General features: G+C 58.8%; 16 protein-coding genes, 1 tRNA gene and 1 riboswitch. Of the genes, 14 read left to right on the top strand and 3 right to left on the bottom strand.

Annotation, left to right across the window (positions count from 1 at the left end):
- Window positions 1-17: 17 nt before the first annotated feature.
- Window positions 18-416, top strand: coding sequence for a hypothetical protein (locus tag IPP95_09055; protein ID QQS71342.1), 399 nt, complete (start codon window positions 18-20; stop codon window positions 414-416).
- Window positions 413-1,060 (top strand): hypothetical protein, encoded by a 648-nt coding sequence (locus IPP95_09050; protein ID QQS71341.1) that lies wholly within the window; start codon window positions 413-415, stop codon window positions 1,058-1,060. The genes IPP95_09055 and IPP95_09050 overlap by 4 nt, the downstream gene beginning before the upstream one ends.
- Here the strand turns inward: IPP95_09050 and IPP95_09045 are convergent.
- The gene (locus IPP95_09045) at window positions 1,039-1,500 is read right to left on the bottom strand and encodes a peroxiredoxin (protein ID QQS74236.1); all 462 of its coding nucleotides are present in this window, start codon (window positions 1,498-1,500) and stop codon (window positions 1,039-1,041) included. The two genes, IPP95_09050 and IPP95_09045, sit on opposite strands and share 22 nt — an antisense overlap.
- Window positions 1,501-1,586: 86 nt before the next feature.
- On the opposite strand from IPP95_09045, the gene IPP95_09040 reads away from it, so the two are divergent.
- Window positions 1,587-2,096: an acyl-CoA thioesterase gene (locus tag IPP95_09040; GenBank protein ID QQS71340.1), complete on the top strand. Its 510-nt coding sequence runs from the start codon at window positions 1,587-1,589 to the stop codon at window positions 2,094-2,096.
- A 264-nt stretch (window positions 2,097-2,360) separates the two neighbouring features.
- Here IPP95_09040 and IPP95_09035 read toward each other — a convergent pair whose 3' ends face one another.
- Complete coding sequence (locus IPP95_09035; GenBank protein ID QQS71339.1) at window positions 2,361-3,356, bottom strand: glycosyltransferase family 9 protein; 996 nt, start codon at window positions 3,354-3,356, stop codon at window positions 2,361-2,363.
- Between the two features lie 195 nt (window positions 3,357-3,551).
- Here IPP95_09035 and IPP95_09030 point away from each other — a divergent pair, with 195 nt between their 5' ends.
- From IPP95_09030 to IPP95_09005, 6 genes are all read left to right on the top strand, one after another.
- A complete protein-coding gene (locus IPP95_09030) occupies window positions 3,552-4,319 on the top strand; it encodes a TatD family hydrolase (GenBank protein ID QQS71338.1) in 768 nt (255 codons plus the stop codon).
- Window positions 4,316-5,344, top strand: a complete 1,029-nt coding sequence (locus IPP95_09025; protein ID QQS71337.1) for a type I asparaginase — start codon at window positions 4,316-4,318, stop codon at window positions 5,342-5,344. Before IPP95_09030 ends, IPP95_09025 begins: the two co-directional genes overlap by 4 nt.
- A 49-nt stretch (window positions 5,345-5,393) precedes the next feature.
- Window positions 5,394-5,481 (top strand) — tRNA-Ser (locus tag IPP95_09020).
- Between the two features lie 732 nt (window positions 5,482-6,213).
- Window positions 6,214-7,200 carry a tRNA dihydrouridine synthase DusB gene (gene dusB / locus IPP95_09015; GenBank protein QQS71336.1) on the top strand — a complete coding sequence of 329 codons (987 nt, stop codon included), beginning with the start codon at window positions 6,214-6,216 and terminating at the stop codon, window positions 7,198-7,200.
- A 117-nt stretch (window positions 7,201-7,317) separates the two neighbouring features.
- Complete coding sequence (locus IPP95_09010; GenBank protein ID QQS71335.1) at window positions 7,318-7,692, top strand: TfoX/Sxy family protein; 375 nt, start codon at window positions 7,318-7,320, stop codon at window positions 7,690-7,692.
- A 135-nt stretch (window positions 7,693-7,827) separates the two neighbouring features.
- Window positions 7,828-8,946, top strand: a complete 1,119-nt coding sequence (locus tag IPP95_09005) for an ATP-binding protein (protein ID QQS71334.1) — start codon at window positions 7,828-7,830, stop codon at window positions 8,944-8,946.
- A 34-nt stretch (window positions 8,947-8,980) separates the two neighbouring features.
- Here IPP95_09005 and IPP95_09000 read toward each other — a convergent pair whose 3' ends face one another.
- Window positions 8,981-9,505 (bottom strand): gliding motility-associated C-terminal domain-containing protein, encoded by a 525-nt coding sequence (locus IPP95_09000; GenBank protein QQS71333.1) that lies wholly within the window; start codon window positions 9,503-9,505, stop codon window positions 8,981-8,983.
- A gap of 115 nt (window positions 9,506-9,620) precedes the next feature.
- On the opposite strand from IPP95_09000, the gene IPP95_08995 reads away from it, so the two are divergent.
- The 5 genes from IPP95_08995 to metH all read left to right on the top strand — a co-directional run bounded on the left by IPP95_08995 (window position 9,621) and on the right by metH (window position 17,341).
- The gene (locus IPP95_08995; GenBank protein ID QQS74235.1) at window positions 9,621-11,714 is read left to right on the top strand and encodes a S9 family peptidase; all 2,094 of its coding nucleotides are present in this window, start codon (window positions 9,621-9,623) and stop codon (window positions 11,712-11,714) included.
- Between the two features lie 350 nt (window positions 11,715-12,064).
- Window positions 12,065-12,511: a hypothetical protein gene (locus IPP95_08990; protein QQS71332.1), complete on the top strand. Its 447-nt coding sequence runs from the start codon at window positions 12,065-12,067 to the stop codon at window positions 12,509-12,511.
- A 129-nt stretch (window positions 12,512-12,640) separates the two neighbouring features.
- Window positions 12,641-13,078 carry a VOC family protein gene (locus IPP95_08985; GenBank protein ID QQS71331.1) on the top strand — a complete coding sequence of 146 codons (438 nt, stop codon included), beginning with the start codon at window positions 12,641-12,643 and terminating at the stop codon, window positions 13,076-13,078.
- 169 nt (window positions 13,079-13,247) lie between these two features.
- Window positions 13,248-13,378, top strand: a riboswitch (SAM riboswitch).
- A 90-nt stretch (window positions 13,379-13,468) separates the two neighbouring features.
- On the top strand, window positions 13,469-14,470 hold the full coding sequence (locus IPP95_08980; GenBank protein QQS71330.1) for a homocysteine S-methyltransferase family protein: 1,002 nt from the start codon (window positions 13,469-13,471) through the stop codon (window positions 14,468-14,470).
- A gap of 132 nt (window positions 14,471-14,602) precedes the next feature.
- Entirely contained in the window at window positions 14,603-17,341 is a 2,739-nt protein-coding gene (metH, locus tag IPP95_08975; protein QQS71329.1) for a methionine synthase, read from the top strand.
- Window positions 17,342-17,385: the final 44 nt, after the last annotated feature.

Below are 17,385 nucleotides of genomic sequence, written 5' to 3'. Positions count from 1 at the left end.
ACGTAGCTCAACAAGAAATGCCAGGCACGATCGATATGAAGGCCATTGAACTTTCCTTCCTGGAAGGGGATGTGGTGCATGCCCACTTCAAGAATGACGTTTTAGGCAGTGTGGAGGATGTGCACGAGCTTTTCGATACCATCGGTAGGGAACGTAAGGACCGTAAGGGCCTGCTGTTGGTCACCGTGGGAGATCGGAGCACCCTCACCAATGAGGCACGGGCATTGGCCAGCGGCCCTGAAGGCGACAGGGTGCTTGCCGCGGATGCCATAGTTCTGCGTGATTTCGGTCATCAGCTCGCCGCAAATGCCTTCGTTCGGCACAATCGCCCGCTGCGGCCGACCAAATTGTTCCCGGACATGAAAAGTGCTTTGGCCTGGCTCGGCGAACAGCATCATCTCATCGAAACTTCATGAAGCTTCTACTTAGCGCGCTGGCCTTGGGCTTGATCACTCTCCATGCCTCTGCCCAAGTGGTGCTTGATCCCCCCGCCAAGATCATTGATCTGGGCAAAGGCCAGGTGACCTGCTTGGCGATCGCGCCCAAGGGTGACCGGATCCTGATGGGTACCGACCGCGGTGCTGAACTGCGGGACCTGGAGAGCGGCAAACGCGTGGCGGAATTCCCGTACAACGAGAATGGCAGCACAACGGTGTATCATGGTGCGTTCAACGACAATGGGGAATACGTGGTACTGATCGGATTCGCGGGCACGCGGGAAGTGTGGGACGTGAAGACCGAAAAGCAGGACAAACGGCTCGCGATGTACAAATGGATCCCGGACGCGATCCGCACACGCGACCTGGGCTTGAAAAAGGGCAACTCGGACTTTGACCGCTTCTATCAGCAAGGCAAGGCGGAGCATGGGAATGTGGCCGCACATGCCGATAAGGAAGGCACGGTGATCTTCACCGATCCCGATGGGAATGCCCTGCAAACGCTCGCATTTCCCGAGAACAAGGACAAGCTCTACAGGGCACCTTGCCTCTTTCACGACGATAAGTTCATCACCGGCACGGACAATGGCCGCGTGCTTTTCTACGACCTGGCCAAGCCTTGATCGCGCAGCGCCGCCAAGGCTTCGCGCACATGCCGCTTTGCGCTGAGGCGGTCCTCCACCACGGCCCGGATGATGCCTTCGGTGTCGATCACGAAAGTGGCCCGCGCCTTGAACCCCAATAAAGTCCGCAGCCCGAAAGCTTCACGGGCCTTTCCGTCCACATCGCTGAGGAGCGTGAAGGGCAAGCGATGCGCCGTAGCGAAGCGCTTGTGCGAGGCCACATCATCATCGCTGATGCCGACAATGACCGCGTCCAGCCCGGTGAATTCGGCGTGCCGGTCGCGGAAGGTGCACGCCTCCTTGGTGCAGACCGGTGTATCGTCCTTTGGGTAGAAGTACACCACCACCGGGCCTTTACCGAGCAGGGCGGAGAGCTTGAAGAAGTCGCTATTCTGGTCGGACAGTTCAACTTCTGGCGCGTGGTCACCGATCTTCAGCATCGTCATGGTCTTGAGCGATCCCCTTCTGGGTGAGCGCAAGTTAACGGGGATGAAGCCGCTACTTTCGCGGCCATAAACGCCGTTCCATGGACCCCAAGCCCACGACCACCAGCTATTCCGAGACCACCCAGTTCGTGCTGCCCAACGACACCAACGTGATGGACAACCTCTTCGGTGGCCAGCTGTTGAAGTGGCTGGACATGAGCTGCGCCATCAGCGCCCATCGGCACTGCCATCGCATCACGGTGACCGCCGCGGTGAACAACGTGAGTTTCGACGTGCCCATCAAGCTCGGCGACATGGTGACGATCAAGGCGCATGTGAGCCGCGCGTTCAGCACCAGCATGGAAGTATGGGCCGACGTGTGGACAGAGAACCAGTTCAGTGGGGAGCGCATCAAATGCAACAGCGCCATCTACACGTTCGTGGCCATCGATGAGCAAGGGAAGCCGGTGCCCGTCCCTCCGGTGGTCCCGGTGACCGAGGAGGAGAAGATCCGCTTCGACGGCGCGTTGCGCCGCAGGCAGTTGCGCTTGATCCTGGCCGGTAAGATGAAACCGATGGAGGCGAGCGAACTGAAGGCGCTCTTCGCTTGATGCGCTTTTAACCGCAGAGAGCTCGGAGAAAATTGACCGCAACGTTCGCAACGCGCGCAACGGAAATCCTGATGAACCCTTCCTTTCGTCGGAAAAGTTGGCGCGGCAACGCGTCGCCAGCATGCCATAGCCAGCTCGGCCTTCGCAGCCGTTTCGGCGAAGGAGGCAGCGCTTTGGCGCGGCAACGCCTGACAACTGACAACGAACAACTGACAACTATTGGGAATACCTCTCCGCGCTCTCCGCGCCCTCCGCGGTTAAACCTTACGATACCGGAGGTGACTCCCGTGCAGCCCAAGCCACGATCTGGTCCAGATCCTGCTTCTCCATGCAGCGGAAATGGCCGCGCGGACATTTGTCGAAGCCGATCTTTGAGCAAGGCCTGCACGAAAGCCCGAGCACCTCACTGATGTGCGCCCGCTCCGGATGTTGCGGGATGTAAGGCCCCATGCCGAACTGCGGCACCGTATTGCCCCAAACGCTCACCGTATTCTTGCGGAACGCGCTTGCCACGTGCATCGCGCCGCTGTCGTGGGCGATCACACTGGTGGCCTGGCGGATCATGGAGGCCGAACCCATGAGGTCGTACTTCCCCGTGGTGTCGAATGCCCGGGCGCCTACGGAATTGCAGATCAGGCGGCCCACCGCCTGATCCTCCGGACCTCCGATGATCACCAAAGGACCTTTCAGTTTGCCGGCCAGTTCCACCAACTTGTGCGGCGGCAAGCGTTTGGTGAAATGTCCTGCGCCAATGCACAAAGCGATGTATCCGTTGCGATGGGATACAGGTAGCGAACCCAGGTCCACCTCTTGATCAGGCGGGATAAAAAGGTCCAGGCCCTGCCCATCATTCTTCACGCCGAGATGCGCCACCGTGCCGAGGTAGCGGTCCACGATATGGATGGGCGGCAACTTGTCCTTTTTGAAATTTACCAGCAACCACTTCTCGCGGTTCAGCTTCGGAAAGCTCTTGGAAGGCGCCCCCAACGCCATTTTCACGCGCAATGTGCGGGTGTTGTGGTGCAGGTCAACGACAAGGTCGAATTTTTCCCTCTTCAATGTCCGCAGTACATGGCCCAGGTCGTCGCCCAGCAGGTGCACGCGGTCCACGTAGGGCGAATGCTCCACCAAGGAGCCGAAAGAGTTCTTGGTGAGGAAATGCACCTCCATGCCGGGCACTTGTTGCTTCAGGCAACGCAGCACGGGCGAGGTGAGGACAATATCACCAATGGAACTGAAGCGGATGACCAGTACTTTCATGGGAGCGGGCACGAAAGTAGCCGTAGGGGCGGCGATGGAACGCTGATGACACTGAAAGAGCTGATCTCCGCAGATGGGATCTTCACCACATTGACAACCAGCGGACCATAGTGCCGGGCAGATCCACCTCGGTCCATCCACGTATCTTGTTCCGAAAGCCGCACCTTTGCGGCATTCCGCCTTTTGGAACTTGAGATGTACATCGACACGCACGCCCACCTCTACCACAAACAGTTTGACAACGACCGCGCCGAAATGGTGCAACGCGCCTTGGACGCGGGGGTCCGCAAGCTCTTTCTCCCGAACATCGACCTCACCAGTGTGGAGGTCATGCATGCTATTTGTGATCAATTTCCTGAGGCCTGCTTCCCCATGATGGGCCTTCACCCGTGCTCGGTGGGAGAGGATCCAAGCCGTGATCTGGCGGAGGTGGAGCGTCTGCTGGCCACCGGCCGCTACTGGGCCGTGGGTGAGGTCGGCATCGACCTGCACTGGGACAAGACCTGGCTCACGCAGCAGCAGGACGCATTCCGTCAGCAGGTGCGCTGGGCCAAGGAACTCGCGTTGCCCGTGGTGATCCACTGCCGGGAGAGCTTCGAGGAAACGATCGCGATCATTGAGGAGGAGAAGGATGAGCACCTAAAAGGCGTTTTCCATTGCTTCACCGGCACGGCGGAAGAGGCGAGGCGCATCATCGATGTCGGTGGCTTCATGCTCGGGATCGGCGGCGTCATCACCTTTCCGAAAGGCGGTCTCGCGGAGACCATGGCGGAGGTCGGTGCCGCACATTGCGTGCTGGAGACCGATGCGCCTTATTTGGCACCGGTGCCCAATCGCGGCAAGCGCAACGAAAGCAGCTATATCCCGGTGATCGCCGAAGCGCTCGCGGCCGCCGTGGGCATCTCCATGGAAGAAGTGGCGCGTATTACCACCGCCAATGCGGAGATGCTCTTCGCCGAATGAGCACGCCCAAGGTTTTATTGATCTACACCGGTGGCACCATCGGCATGGTGGCCGATGCACGAAGCGGTATCCTCCAGGCCATGGACCTGGACCACTTGGAGGAGCAGGTGCCGGAGCTGGAACGCATGGGCATCGCGCTGGAAACAGTGTCCTTCGGCACGCCCATCGACAGCAGTGACATTCATCCTGTCCAATGGGTGCGCATTGCGGAAACGATCGGCAAGCGCTACGCGGAATTCGATGGCTTCGTGGTGTTGCACGGCAGTGATACCATGGCCTATACCGCCAGTGCGCTCAGCTTCTTGCTGGAGGATCTGGCCAAGCCGGTGATCCTCACCGGCAGCCAGCTTCCGCTGGGCACCATCCGGACCGATGGTAAAGAGAATCTCCTAACGGCCATTGAGATCGCTGCAGCGAAGGAGAACGGCAAGCCGAAAGTGGCGGAAGTGGCTATCTATTTCGAATACAGCCTCTACCGTGGCAACCGCACGGTGAAGGTGCATGCGGAGCGCTTTGAAGCCTTCCGGTCACCGAATTGGCCCGTGCTGGCCGAGGCAGGTGTCCATATCCGTTACGACCAAGCTGCGCTGCTTCCCCGGCGTACTGGGCCATTGCGTGTCCATAAGCACATGGACGATGGCATCGGCGTGATCCGCCTGTTCCCGGGGATCCGGGCCTCCTGGGTGAAGGCGCTGCTGAACGACCCCGGTCTGAAAGCCGCCGTGCTCACCACCTTTGGCAGCGGCAACGGGCCCACGGACAAGGATTTTCTCGACGTGCTCCGTGAAGCCAGGCAGCGCGGCCTCATACTGGTGAACGTCACCCAGTGCGTGGGCGGACGTGTGGAGCAGGGGCGCTATGAGACCAGCCGGGCTTTTGCGGAGATGGGCGTGGTAAGCGGAATGGATATGACCACTGAAGCTGCCATCACCAAATTGATGTTTCTCCTGGGCCAAGGCTTTGGCCCGGAAGAGGTGATGCGGGCCATGGGCGAGGCACTCTGCGGTGAAATTGCTGCTCAGTAAGGCGCGGCCTTGTTACATTCGCGGCCCGCATCCCCGGATGTGGCGTATTGGAGAAGTGGCCGAGTGGTTTAAGGCGCACGCCTGGAAAGTGTGTTTACTGAAAGGTAACGGGGGTTCGAATCCCTCCTTCTCCGCCAACGCTGCCCGCGCAGCGGGCGGTCCCAAAGCCTCAAGAAAAGGCCGAGCTCGCTCGAAGCCTTTTCTTGAGGCTTTGGGACCAGAGGCCGCAAAGCGGCCGCAGCGTTGAAGCCACCCCCTCTGGGAAAGCGCGCCTCGCGCAATCCCTCTATAGGTTTTTTTCGGCGGAGCTAGCTCCAAGCACCAATTTTCAGACTTGGGACCAGAGGCCGCAAAGCGGCCGCAGCGTTGAAGCCACCCCCTCTGGGAAAGCGCGCCTCGCGCAATCCCTCTATAGATTTTTTTCGGCGGAGCTAGCTCCAAGCACCAATTTTCAGACTTGGGACCAGAGGCCGCAAAGCGGCCGCAGCGTTGAAGCCACCCCCTTAGGGAAAGCGCACCTCGCGCAATCCCTCTCTATGTTTTTTTCGGCGGAGCTAGCTCCAAGCACCAATTTTCAGGCTTTGGGACCAGAGGCCGCAAAGCGGCCGCAGCGTTGAGGCCTCCTCCGCCATACGGCGGGAAAGCGCGCCTCGCGCAATCCCTTCATTACAGATGGGTCTAACAGAGCCGATCCTGAAATCCTGCCCCGTCGGTCCGTCCCGTCCCAAAGGCCCCACGGGGGCGATCCTGGCAATCCTGAAATCCTGTCAAACAATGCAAGACAGGTGTTCTCAGGTTCCCGAAACGGAGACCCTAAGTAAAACCTGTCCGACCACCCCTCAAGTCCGTAAATTCGCAGCCGTTTCCCCATGCCCCGCATCGGTCCCATAGAACTCGGCGATTTCCCGCTGCTCCTCGCTCCCATGGAGGACGTGAGCGATCCGCCCTTCCGTGCGCTCTGTAAAAAGCACGGTGCCGACCTGATGTACACCGAGTTCATCAGCAGTGAAGGGCTGATCCGCCAAGCGGCGAAGGGCATGAAAAAGCTGGACATCTTCCCGGATGAACGCCCCGTGGGGATCCAGCTTTTTGGCGGCAGCGAGGATGCCATGGAAGAGGCCGCCCGCATTGCCGAGCGCGCCGGCCCTGAGCTCATCGACATCAACTACGGATGCCCGGTGAACAAGGTGGTGAACAAAGGCGCCGGAGCCTGCCTCTTGCAGGACGTGGACAAGATGGTGCGCCTTACGGAGAAGGTTGTGAAAGCCGTGAAGTTGCCCGTCACCGTGAAGACGCGCTTGGGCTGGAGTGATCAGACGAAGAACATCATGGAGGTGGCCGAGCGCCTGCAGGATGTCGGCATCCAAGGGCTCAGCATCCACGGCCGCACGCGTGCACAGCTCTACAAAGGCCCCGCGGACTGGACCTTGATCGGTGAGGTGAAGAACAACCCGCGCATCCACATCCCCATCTTCGGCAACGGCGACATCGATTCACCGGAGAAAGCGCTGGAATACCGCAACCGCTACGGCGTGGACGGCCTGATGATCGGCCGGGCCAGCATCGGTGCGCCCTGGATCTTCAACCAGATCAAACACTTCTTCGCTACAGGCGAGCACTTGGCCCCGCCCACGATAGACGACCGCGTGGACGCCGCCCGCGAACACTTCGAGCGCAGCCTCCTCTGGAAAGGCGACCACGAGGGCGTGGTGGAGATGCGCCGCCACTACACCAACTACTTCAAGGGCCTCCCGAATTTCAAGGAGCACCGCATGAAGCTGGTGACGGAGAACGATCCGCGCATCGTGCTGGAGCTGTTGGAGATGGTGCGGGTGCAGTTTGCGATCGCAGCATGATCCGATCAGCTGATGAGAAGAAGGATCAGTTGATTAGCTGATGGCCGCATTAACGACTTCATCTGCGAACTCATCATCAGCTGATCGTCACATCTGCTAATTAGCTAATCGAAACCAATGGCCTACGACCCGCAGTTCGAATTCCGCATCGCCGATGTGATTTTGTCGCAAGGTGTGCAAGCGGAGACCGTAAAAATGTTCGGCGGTGTGGCCTTCATGGTGAATGGCAACATGGCCGTGGGCATTACCAACAAGGGGGATTTCATGGTCCGCTTCAACAGCGCGCGTCATGAGGAGGTGGGTGAATGGCCGGGAGCGAAGCCGATCACGTTCGGGAAGGGTGATACCAAAGGCTTTCTCTTTGTGGACGCGGAAGCCGTGGAAAGCCGCAAGGCCATGGAGAAGTGGGTGAAGCTTTCGCTGGAGCATGTGCTCACGCTTCCGCCTAAGGGGAAGAAGGCGAAGCGGAAGAAAGCGCCGAGGAAGAGTTGAACGGTAGGAACAGCGAGCACAGTTTAGCCCCGCCGTCTTGATCAACCTCACCATTTTCACTGCCTTTACATTTCGATATTCAAGGAACGTATTCCGAGAAAATCATGATATTTGCAGAATACAATCCTCAAAAACATGATCGAGCGCACGCTACTTCCGGAACTTCGGCAGCGGTTGAAGGGGAAAAAAGCCATTGTGCTCCTCGGCGCCCGGCAAACGGGAAAGACCACCTTGATCAACGAATTGACGCGGGAACTGCCTGCGGTGGTCCGCTTCAACGGAGATGATCCTGCCGCTCAACGCGCCTTGACGGACGTGGGCCAAGAAGAACTGAAACAGCTGCTTGGCAACGCATCCGTGGTGGTGATCGACGAAGCGCAACGCATCGATGGCGTGGGGCTTACGGCGAAGATGATGATCGATGAGCTTGGCATAAAGGTCATCCTCTCCGGTTCTTCGGCACTGGAGCTGAACAACCGGATCCAAGAGCCGTTGACCGGTCGCAAGTGGACCTGTCATCTCTTTCCGATCACATGGAAGGAGCTGGTGCAGCACAACGGCCTGCTCACCGCCCGTGGAAAGCTGAAGGAGGTCCTGATCTCGGGCACGTACCCGGAGGTGCTTACGGCGGAAGCCGACCGCGACCGGGTGTTGCGCGAACTCGCGGACAGCTATCTGTTCAAGGATATCCTGGCGCTGACGGGGATCCGCAAACCACGCGCCTTGGTTGATCTGCTGCGCGCCTTGGCCTGGCAGGTGGGGCAGGAGGTTTCCATGAGCGAGGTGGCCCGCACGGTGGGTATCGACATGAAGACCGCCGAACAGTACGTCCAGTATCTGGAGCAGAGTTACATTGTGTTCCGTGTCGGGCCGTTCAGCAGGAACCTCCGCACCGAGCTACGTTCAAAGCAGAAGGTCTACTTCTGGGACAATGGCATCCGCAATGCGGTGATCGGCGATCGATCCCCTTTCATCCAACGTCAGGATGCCGGCGCTCTCTGGGAGAATTTCATCGTGTCCGAATTGCACAAGCGTAACATCTACGCGGACACCGGAGCGCGGCTCTACTATTGGCGCACCGTGCAGCAGCAGGAGATCGATCTGATAGAGGAGAACAACGGAAAGTTGCGCGCCATGGAGATCAAGTGGTCGCCCAAAGCGAAGGCGCGCCCCCCGCAGACCTTCACAGATGCCTATCCGAAGGCCACCTTCGAGGTGATCAACAACGGGACTTTTGAGCGGTTTTTGGGGTGAACCGAATGGCGCGGGCTAACTGTGGCCACGAGCCTCACCACACACAAACCACATCGTTGCTCGGATAGACAGGCCCGCATTGACGCGGATCGAACTGATCGCCGAACACCGGTGGAACCTGTGTGCTGAAACAAGGCGAGGTGTGGTCGGTCACCACGTAGATTACGTAGTTGCCGGAGAGTTGCGCATCCGATGTTCCGATGACGTTGATGAAGTAGTGGTACCGGCCAGCGGTCGGCACGCTGCCGTTGACCGTGGGGTCGATCCCGTTCCAGGCATGGTACCAGTTGGATGTGGAGAAGACCACGCTGTCCGCCTCATTCCGGATGATGAGACTGAATGCGTTGTCATTCCGAGGTATGACAACGAAGACATCATTCATGCCGTCCCCGTTCGGCGTGAAGATGTTCGGGGCCTGCACGCAAAGGCTATCCACGGACAATTGCAAGTGCTGGCCGAGGATGATGCCGGCACCGCCGTCGCCTTTCGTCTCCTTCCTGCAGGCTGCGAACAGGCAGAACGCGATCAGCAAGAGTGGTAGGGTACGGCTGGAGAACATGGAAAGATGCGGTGGTTGCGAATCCAAGGTAGGGTTTGAACAGATCCCCATGCAACTTACTTTGCGATCTTCGTGCGGCGACCCATAAGGCTCAAAAATGCGCGACACGCCAACCATGAACCACTATTCATTTTCCCGTACCCTGCGAAGCCTGCAGCTTGGCGCACTAGCCCTCCTCTGCGGAACCTCCTTCGCCCAAACCATGACGCCTTTCACCTATAAGGAGATGCTCATGCTTGATCGCATGAGCGGACTCAGCGTTGACCCCAGCGGCCACTTTGCCGTGTTCAATGTGCGCGCTACCGATATGGAAGCGAACAAGGGTGTGAGCACGCTCTGGTTGAAAGATCTTACAAAGCCCGCAGTGCCTGAGGTGAAGTTGACTGTTTCCGAAGGTGGAGCGAGCGGTGCGACCTGGAGCCCCGACGGCAAGACGATCTACTTTCTTTCTTCTCGTGGCGAAGGCGGATCATCACAACTCTGGAAGACCGACGTGAACGGTGCCACCTCCACGCAAGTGACGCGGCTGCCGTTGGACATCGGTTCCTATCGCATCACGCCCGACGGAAAGGGACTGGTGTTCTCGCTGGCCGTTTTCCCGGAATGCAAGGGCGATGAAATTGCTTGCACGGTGAAGAGGAATGAAGCGCGCAAGGCGGACAAATCCACGGGCGACCTCTACACCAAGCTCTTCATCCGCCACTGGGATACGTGGAGCGATGGCACACGCAACCACTTGTTCTACCGGCCGCTGGAAGGCGATGCCCCACCTGTCGCATTGACGGACGGCTTCGATGGTGATGTGCCTTCGATGCCTTGGGGTGATGAAGGTGATTACTCAATTTCCCCGGATTCAAAGACCGTGTACTTCAGCGCCCGCTTGGCCGGAAAGACCGAGCCGTGGAGCACCAACTTCGATGTGTACAGCGTGCCGGTTTCCGGTGGCGCGATCACCAACCTCACGGAGAGCAACAAGGCCTGGGACGCTTCACCACGCATGTCGCCGGATGGCAAGACGCTCGCCTACAAGGTCATGAAACGCCCCGGCTTCGAAGCCGACCGCTTCTGGATCCAACTCCGCGATGCTTCCGGCAAAGTGACCACGGTGGCGGGCGATTGGGACCGCAGCGTGGACGACATGAAATGGAGCGCCGACGGCAAGAGCCTCTATGTGGTAGCGGGAAATGTCGGCAATACGCTGCTGTTCAAGGTGGACCTGAAGACCGGCACCGTTACGCCGATGTCCAAGGACGGCCACATGGATGCCTTCTTCGAAACGCCGAAGGGATTCGTATTCCTGAAGAGCGGGCTGAACAATCCTTCGCTGCTGTATGCCGCCAAGCCGAAGGCCAAGCTGATCGACGTGGATGCCGTGAATTTGACATCTGTGGATGCGGTCCTGAAAAACCTCGAGTTCGGGAAGTATGAGCAGTTCAACTTCCCCGGCTGGAACAACGAGACCGTGCATGGCTATGTGATCAAGCCGGTCGGTTACGTGGAAGGCAAAAAGTATCCGGTTGCCTTCCTGATCCATGGCGGCCCGCAAGGCAGCTTCGGTGATTCCTGGAGCTTCCGGTGGAACCCGCAGACGTACGCAGGCGCGGGTTACGCGGTGGTGATGATCGACTTCCATGGCTCCACGGGCTATGGGCAGGCATTCACCGATGCGATCTCGACGCATTGGGGCGACCGTCCGCTGGAGGACCTGCAGAAAGGCTGGACGTATGCGTTGAAGACTTACCCCTTCCTGGACGGTGATCGTGCGGCGGCCTTGGGCGCTTCCTACGGAGGCTACATGGTTGACTGGATCGCTGGCAAATGGAAGGAGCCTTGGAAATGTTTGGTGACGCACGACGGCGTGTTCGACACCCGCGCCATGGGCTATTCCACGGAGGAGCTGTGGTTCGACAACTGGGAGAACGGCAGCGACGTGTTCAAAGACCCGGCGCAATACGACAAGTTCAATCCGATGATGCACGCGAAGGACTGGACCGTGCCGATGCTGGTGATCCATTCCGACAAGGACTACCGGATCCCACTCTCTCAAGGCATCGGCGCATTCACGGCTTGCCAGGCCAAGGGCATCGACTCGGAGTTCCTGCGTTTCCCCGATGAAAACCACTGGGTGCTGAAGCCTCAGAACTCCATGATGTGGCACAAGACGGTCTTTGATTGGCTGGCGAAGTATATCGGAGACAGGGGGAAATAGGTTCACCACAGAGGCGCAGAGAGCACAGAGGAACTCTTTCTGCGGCTTTCTCGGTTGGCTGTTGCCAACACCAGCAGCATCTGTGGCCATCTGTGTAATCTGTGGACAAGCATTTCCGGCAATTGGTCGTTGGGAGGGTCCCATATCTTTGAGCAATGATGGTCGTCATCAAACGAGGCATGTCACGGCAGCGGATTAGGTTGCTTATGAACAAGCTGCACACGGGCAAAAGGAAGCTTAGGAAAGCGGTTGACGTGTACAAGTATGTCGGAGTGTTGAAGGAGGAGGTTGACCCAGTAGAACTGCAACGACAATGGCGCGGTGAGTGGTAGCAAGGCAAACGACCAACAATGAAAACCTATCCCCGCCTCTACGAACCCTCGGTATACCGGTTCGCGTGGCCGGTGGCGATGCTGATGTTGCTCGGCTGGGCTGGATTGCTGGCCTTGGGCAAGCCTGCGCCGATCTGGTTGGAAGGACTTGCCGCTGCCAACCTCTATCTCACGGCGAACTGCCGAGCCGCGTCGGATCTTTCCGGATTAGTGCGGCATCGCGCCACGACCTTCGCTGCGCAATGGTTCTTCGCCGTGTTGATCGCGATCTGGTTCACATTCACGATCGTTTCGGAGCAAGGTATCACCTTCCATGCCCGCACGCTGGTCTTTATGGTGCTCGGCCTTTCCGCCATGTGCGAAGCCGTTTATGCCTTTATGCGGAAGGATGAACTGGGCACTCGTTGGCTTGTGAGCTTGGCTCCCGGAGTGGTCTTGGCGGTATTGGTAGCGCTGAGTTTTTAAGCCGTAGGCGAACCTTCCTGCACCTGCCATTTTTCCGTGTATCGCGCGTGAGATCCGTGGACTTATTTGGCATTCACCATAAGGCGACGGTAGTAATTTTGGTTCTCCAAAAACCCAACTCGAACGATCATGCCAGAGCTCGTCACCTACCTCACTTTCGACGGCAACTGCGAAGCCGCCTTCACCTTCTACAAGTCCGTTTTCGGCGGAGAGTTCGCCATGATCAGCCGTTTCGGGGAAATGCCCCCCGATCCCAAAATGCCCGTATCCGATGCGGACAAGCAGCGGGTAATGCACGTTTCCTATCCCATCGGCGAAGGAGCCGCGCTCATGGGCAGTGACACCATCAGCAACGGACCGAAGGTGACGCAAGGCAACAACTTCTCGATCTCCATCAACGCGCACAGCAAGGCCGAGGCCGACAAGCTCTTCAACGGATTGTCCGCTGGAGGGAAGGTCACCATGCCGCTGGCGGATACGTTCTGGGGCGCGTACTTCGGGATGTTCTCGGATAGATTCGGGATCAACTGGATGGTGAATTTCGATGCGGAGCCGAAGGGGAAGTGAGCGGTTCTTGATCCTCGGAAGGCTCGGAGTGAGCAAATGCTTTATCCCACGACCTCGGGAGAATAAGGGTAGCTGCTGACTGGTGCGGGCGTGCATTCATCTGCGTCTATCGGCGTCCATCTGCGGCTTGTATTCACTACCTATCTTTGCCCCTCGTTCTTTTCCATTGAGCTTATCAAGAAAGGCAGAGGGACTGGCCCTGTGAAGCCTTGGCAACCGTTCGATGTGTACCATCGAGAAGGTGCTAAATCCAGCTCCGAGCATCGGTGATACAGACCGATGTGAGGCGAAAGATGAGCCGTGATCGAGACCTGTGCTTTCCCGAGCATTGACACCTCATCCGGCCATCGGATGAGGTGTTTTTGTTTTTGGGGGAGGTGATGTGATGAAATGAAGACGATCGAACAACTCGCGCAAGAGCGCATTCTCGTGCTGGACGGTGCCATGGGCACCATGATCCAGCGGCTGGGGCTGAAGGAGGAGGACTTCCATCCGACAGGCATGGAAGCGCATAGCATTTTGCTGCAAGGCAACAACGACCTGCTCTCGCTCTCCCGCCCGGAGGCGATCTCGCGCATCCACGAGCAGTACTTGGAAGCCGGTGCGGACATCATCGAGACCAACACTTTTAGCGGCACCAGCATCGCGCAAGCCGAACACAAGTGCGAGCATTTGGTGCGCGACATCAACCTGCGTTCCGCACAGTTGGCAAAAGCCGCTTGCGAAAAGTTCACAGCAAAGGACCCCGGCAAGCCGCGCTTCGTGGCCGGTTCCATCGGTCCCACGAACCGCACGGCGTCGCTCTCGCCCGATGTGAACGACCCCGGTTTCCGCGCCGTGACCTTTGATGAATTGGTGACGGCCTACACGGAGCAGGTGGACGCATTGATGGAAGGCGGTGCCGACCTGCTGCTGGTGGAAACCATCTTCGATACGCTCAACGCCAAGGCGGCCTTCTTCGCCATTGAAGAAGTCTTCGACAAACGCGGCTTGCGACTTCCGCTGATGTGCAGCGTCACCATCACCGATGCCAGCGGTCGCACCCTGAGCGGCCAGACCATCGACGCCTTCATGATCAGCATGGCACACGTGCCGCTCTTCAGCATCGGACTGAACTGCGCACTGGGTGCGGCGCAGATGCGACCTTACCTGCAAGTGCTGGCGGAACAGGCACCGTGCTTTGTCAGTGTTTATCCGAACGCCGGCCTGCCGGACCAGATGGGCGAGTACCGCGAAACCGCTGAGGTAACTGCACGTTTGGTCGGTGAGTTCATGAAGGACGGCTTGGTGAACATCGTGGGCGGTTGCTGCGGCACCACGCCGGAGCATATCGCGGCGCTGGCGGAAGAAGCAGCGAAGCATGCACCGCGTCAAATTACCGTCATCGCTTGAATGGTGATTGGGGCGTTCTCCGACGGAGACCCTCAACTAACGGACTCACGACTCCTGACTCACGACTCACGACTCACGACTCACGACTCAAATTACTCCCTGTGACCTCTGTGCCTCTGTGGTGAAAAATCAATGAGCATTCCAACTTACTCCGGCCTAGAGCCGCTCCGCATCTTCCCCGGTTCCAACTTCATCAACATCGGTGAGCGCACCAACGTCACGGGCAGCGCGCTGTTCCGGCGTCTCATCAAGGACGGCAACTACGATGAGGCCGTGCGCGTGGCGCGCCAGCAGGTGGAGAACGGCGCGCAGGTGATCGATGTGAACCTCGACGAGGGGCTAATCGACGGCGTGGAGGCCATGCGCAAATTCATCAACCTCATCGCGGCTGAGCCGGACATTGCGCGCGTGCCGGTAATGATCGACAGCAGCAAGTTCAGCGTGATCGAGACCGGCCTGAAATGCTTGCAGGGCAAGGGCATCGCCAATTCCATCAGCCTGAAGGAAGGGGAGGAGGAGTTCATCGACCATGCCCGCACCGTGAAACGATTAGGTGCCGCCGTGGTGGTGATGTGCTTTGACGAGAAAGGCCAGGCCGACAGCTACGAACGACGTATCGCCATCGCGCAACGCGTGTATGACCTGCTCACGAAAAAGATCGGCTTCGCACCGCACGACATCATCATCGACCCGAACATCCTCACCGTGGCCACGGGAATGAGCGAGCATGATCGCTACGCCATCGACTACATCGCGGCGGTGAAGTGGATCAAGCAGAACCTGCCCGGGGTATTGGTGAGCGGCGGCGTGAGCAACATCAGCTTCAGCTTCCGCGGTAACGAGCCCGTGCGCGAGGCCATGCACACCGCATTCCTCTACCACGCGATCCAAGCGGGGATGGACATGGGTATCGTGAACGCGGGCCAGATCGGCGTGTACGACGACATCCCGAAGGAATTGCTGGAACACGTGGAGGACGTGCTGTTCGCGCGCAGGCCCGACTCCACCGAACGCTTGGTAACGCTTGCCGAACAGTTCAAAGGCGGCGGCGCGAAGAGCAATGCGCAGGACCTGAGCTGGCGTGAAGGAGACGTGAGGGATCGTCTGCGTCACGCGCTGGTGCACGGCACCACGGACTTCATCGTGGAAGACACCGAGGAAGCGCGCAAAGAACTTTTGGATCCCGTGAAAGTGATCGAAGGGCCGCTTATGGCGGGTATGACCGTGGTAGGCGATCTCTTCGGCGCGGGCAAGATGTTCCTGCCACAAGTGGTGAAGAGCGCCCGTGTGATGAAGCAGGCCGTGGCCTATCTCGAACCCTTCCTCGAGGAATACAAGAAGAACAACGAAGGCTCCGAGGCCGAGGTGCTCAAGGACAGCTTCGGTGTTCCGATCGTGCAGAACCGCAATGACGGACCGAAGAAGGTATTGCTCGCTACCGTGAAAGGCGACGTGCATGACATCGGCAAGAACATCGTGGGTGTGATCCTCGCCTGCAACGGCTGGCAGGTGATCGACCTCGGCGTGATGGTGCAGAGCGCGACCATCCTAAAGACTGCGCGCGAAATGAAGGTGGACGTGATCGGCCTAAGCGGCTTGATCACACCTTCCCTCGACGAGATGGCCCACGTGGCGAAGGAGATGGAGCGCGAAGGCTTCGAGCTTCCGCTATTGATCGGCGGGGCCACCACAAGCCGCGTACATACCGCCGTGCGCATCGCGCCGCACTACAGCAAGCCCGTGGTGCATGTGATCGATGCCTCGCGTTGCGTCCCCGCGGTGAGCGAATTGCTCAGCCCTGCCACGCACGATGCTTTCGTGAAGCGCATCGCCGAAGAGTACGAGACCGTGCGCGAGCACTACGCCACGCAGCAGCGTGAAAAGGAATTCATCCCGATCGCGGAGTCACGGGAGAAGCGCTTCACGATCGATTGGAAGGCCGAGCCACCCGTGAAACCGCGCAGCACCGGCGTCTTCACCTTCCGCAACTTCCCGCTGAAGGACCTCGTGCCCTACCTCGATTGGACCCCCTTCTTCCAAGCGTGGGAACTCGCAGGTAAATACCCGAAGATCCTCACCGATCCCGTGGTAGGCAAGGAAGCTTCCAAGCTGCACGCCGACGCACTGAAGATGCTTGATCACTTGGTGAAGGAGCAATGGTTCAAGGCGCACGGCGTGGCGGGCATCTGGCCAGCGAATTCCGTGGGTGACGATGTGGATGTGTACAAGGATGAAAGCCGGAAGGAGGTCATCGGCACCTTTCACACACTGCGACAGCAGTCGAAGAAAGCACCCGGTGTTCCCTACACTGCGAATGCCGACTTCATCGCCCCGAAGGAAAGCGGTATCGCGGACCACATCGGTGCATTCGCCGTCACCACGGGGCATGGCGTGGAAGAGCGTGCGAAGCAGTTCGAGGAGGCCGGTGACGATTACAGCGCCATCATGTGCAAGGCCTTGGGCGACCGCTTGGCGGAGGCCTTCGCTGAGAAGCTGCACGAGGTGGTGCGCAAGGAGATCTGGGGCTATGCCAGCGCGGAGCAACTCAGCAACGAGGAGCTGATCAAGGAAAATTACGATGGTGTGCGCCCCGCTGCGGGTTACCCCGCCTGCCCGGACCACACGGAGAAGCCTGAGATCTTCCGCCTGCTGGACGCGGAGAAACACACCGGTATCAAGCTCACGGAAGGGCTGGCGATGTATCCCACGGCAGCGGTTAGCGGCTGGTACTTCGCACATCCACGCAGCAAATACTTCGGCGTGGGCCGTGTGGGCAAAGACCAGATCAACGACCTCGCTCGGCGCAAGGGCGAGAGCACGGAATGGATGGAGCGTTGGTTGGGAAGTAACCTCAGCTACACACCTGCGTAGGAAGGGCGTTGCCAATTTTCCACGTTGCGTTCCACAGCACCATA

Source organism: Flavobacteriales bacterium (assembly GCA_016700415.1).
In the GTDB taxonomy this organism is placed as follows: Bacteria; Bacteroidota; Bacteroidia; order Flavobacteriales_F; family PHOS-HE28; genus PHOS-HE28.
This window is presented reverse-complemented; position numbering and strand designations above follow the sequence as displayed.

Coding starts and splice junctions, on each gene's coding strand:
- IPP95_09055 (QQS71342.1), top strand. CDS start 18: ATGCCAGGCACGATCGATATGAAGGCCATTGAACTTTCCTTCCTGGAA.
- IPP95_09050 (QQS71341.1), top strand. CDS start 413: ATGAAGCTTCTACTTAGCGCGCTGGCCTTGGGCTTGATCACTCTCCAT.
- IPP95_09045 (QQS74236.1), bottom strand. CDS start 1,500: ATGCTGAAGATCGGTGACCACGCGCCAGAAGTTGAACTGTCCGACCAG.
- IPP95_09040 (QQS71340.1), top strand. CDS start 1,587: ATGGACCCCAAGCCCACGACCACCAGCTATTCCGAGACCACCCAGTTC.
- IPP95_09035 (QQS71339.1), bottom strand. CDS start 3,356: ATGAAAGTACTGGTCATCCGCTTCAGTTCCATTGGTGATATTGTCCTC.
- IPP95_09030 (QQS71338.1), top strand. CDS start 3,552: ATGTACATCGACACGCACGCCCACCTCTACCACAAACAGTTTGACAAC.
- IPP95_09025 (QQS71337.1), top strand. CDS start 4,316: ATGAGCACGCCCAAGGTTTTATTGATCTACACCGGTGGCACCATCGGC.
- dusB (QQS71336.1), top strand. CDS start 6,214: ATGCCCCGCATCGGTCCCATAGAACTCGGCGATTTCCCGCTGCTCCTC.
- IPP95_09010 (QQS71335.1), top strand. CDS start 7,318: ATGGCCTACGACCCGCAGTTCGAATTCCGCATCGCCGATGTGATTTTG.
- IPP95_09005 (QQS71334.1), top strand. CDS start 7,828: ATGATCGAGCGCACGCTACTTCCGGAACTTCGGCAGCGGTTGAAGGGG.
- IPP95_09000 (QQS71333.1), bottom strand. CDS start 9,505: ATGTTCTCCAGCCGTACCCTACCACTCTTGCTGATCGCGTTCTGCCTG.
- IPP95_08995 (QQS74235.1), top strand. CDS start 9,621: ATGAACCACTATTCATTTTCCCGTACCCTGCGAAGCCTGCAGCTTGGC.
- IPP95_08990 (QQS71332.1), top strand. CDS start 12,065: ATGAAAACCTATCCCCGCCTCTACGAACCCTCGGTATACCGGTTCGCG.
- IPP95_08985 (QQS71331.1), top strand. CDS start 12,641: ATGCCAGAGCTCGTCACCTACCTCACTTTCGACGGCAACTGCGAAGCC.
- IPP95_08980 (QQS71330.1), top strand. CDS start 13,469: ATGAAGACGATCGAACAACTCGCGCAAGAGCGCATTCTCGTGCTGGAC.
- metH (QQS71329.1), top strand. CDS start 14,603: ATGAGCATTCCAACTTACTCCGGCCTAGAGCCGCTCCGCATCTTCCCC.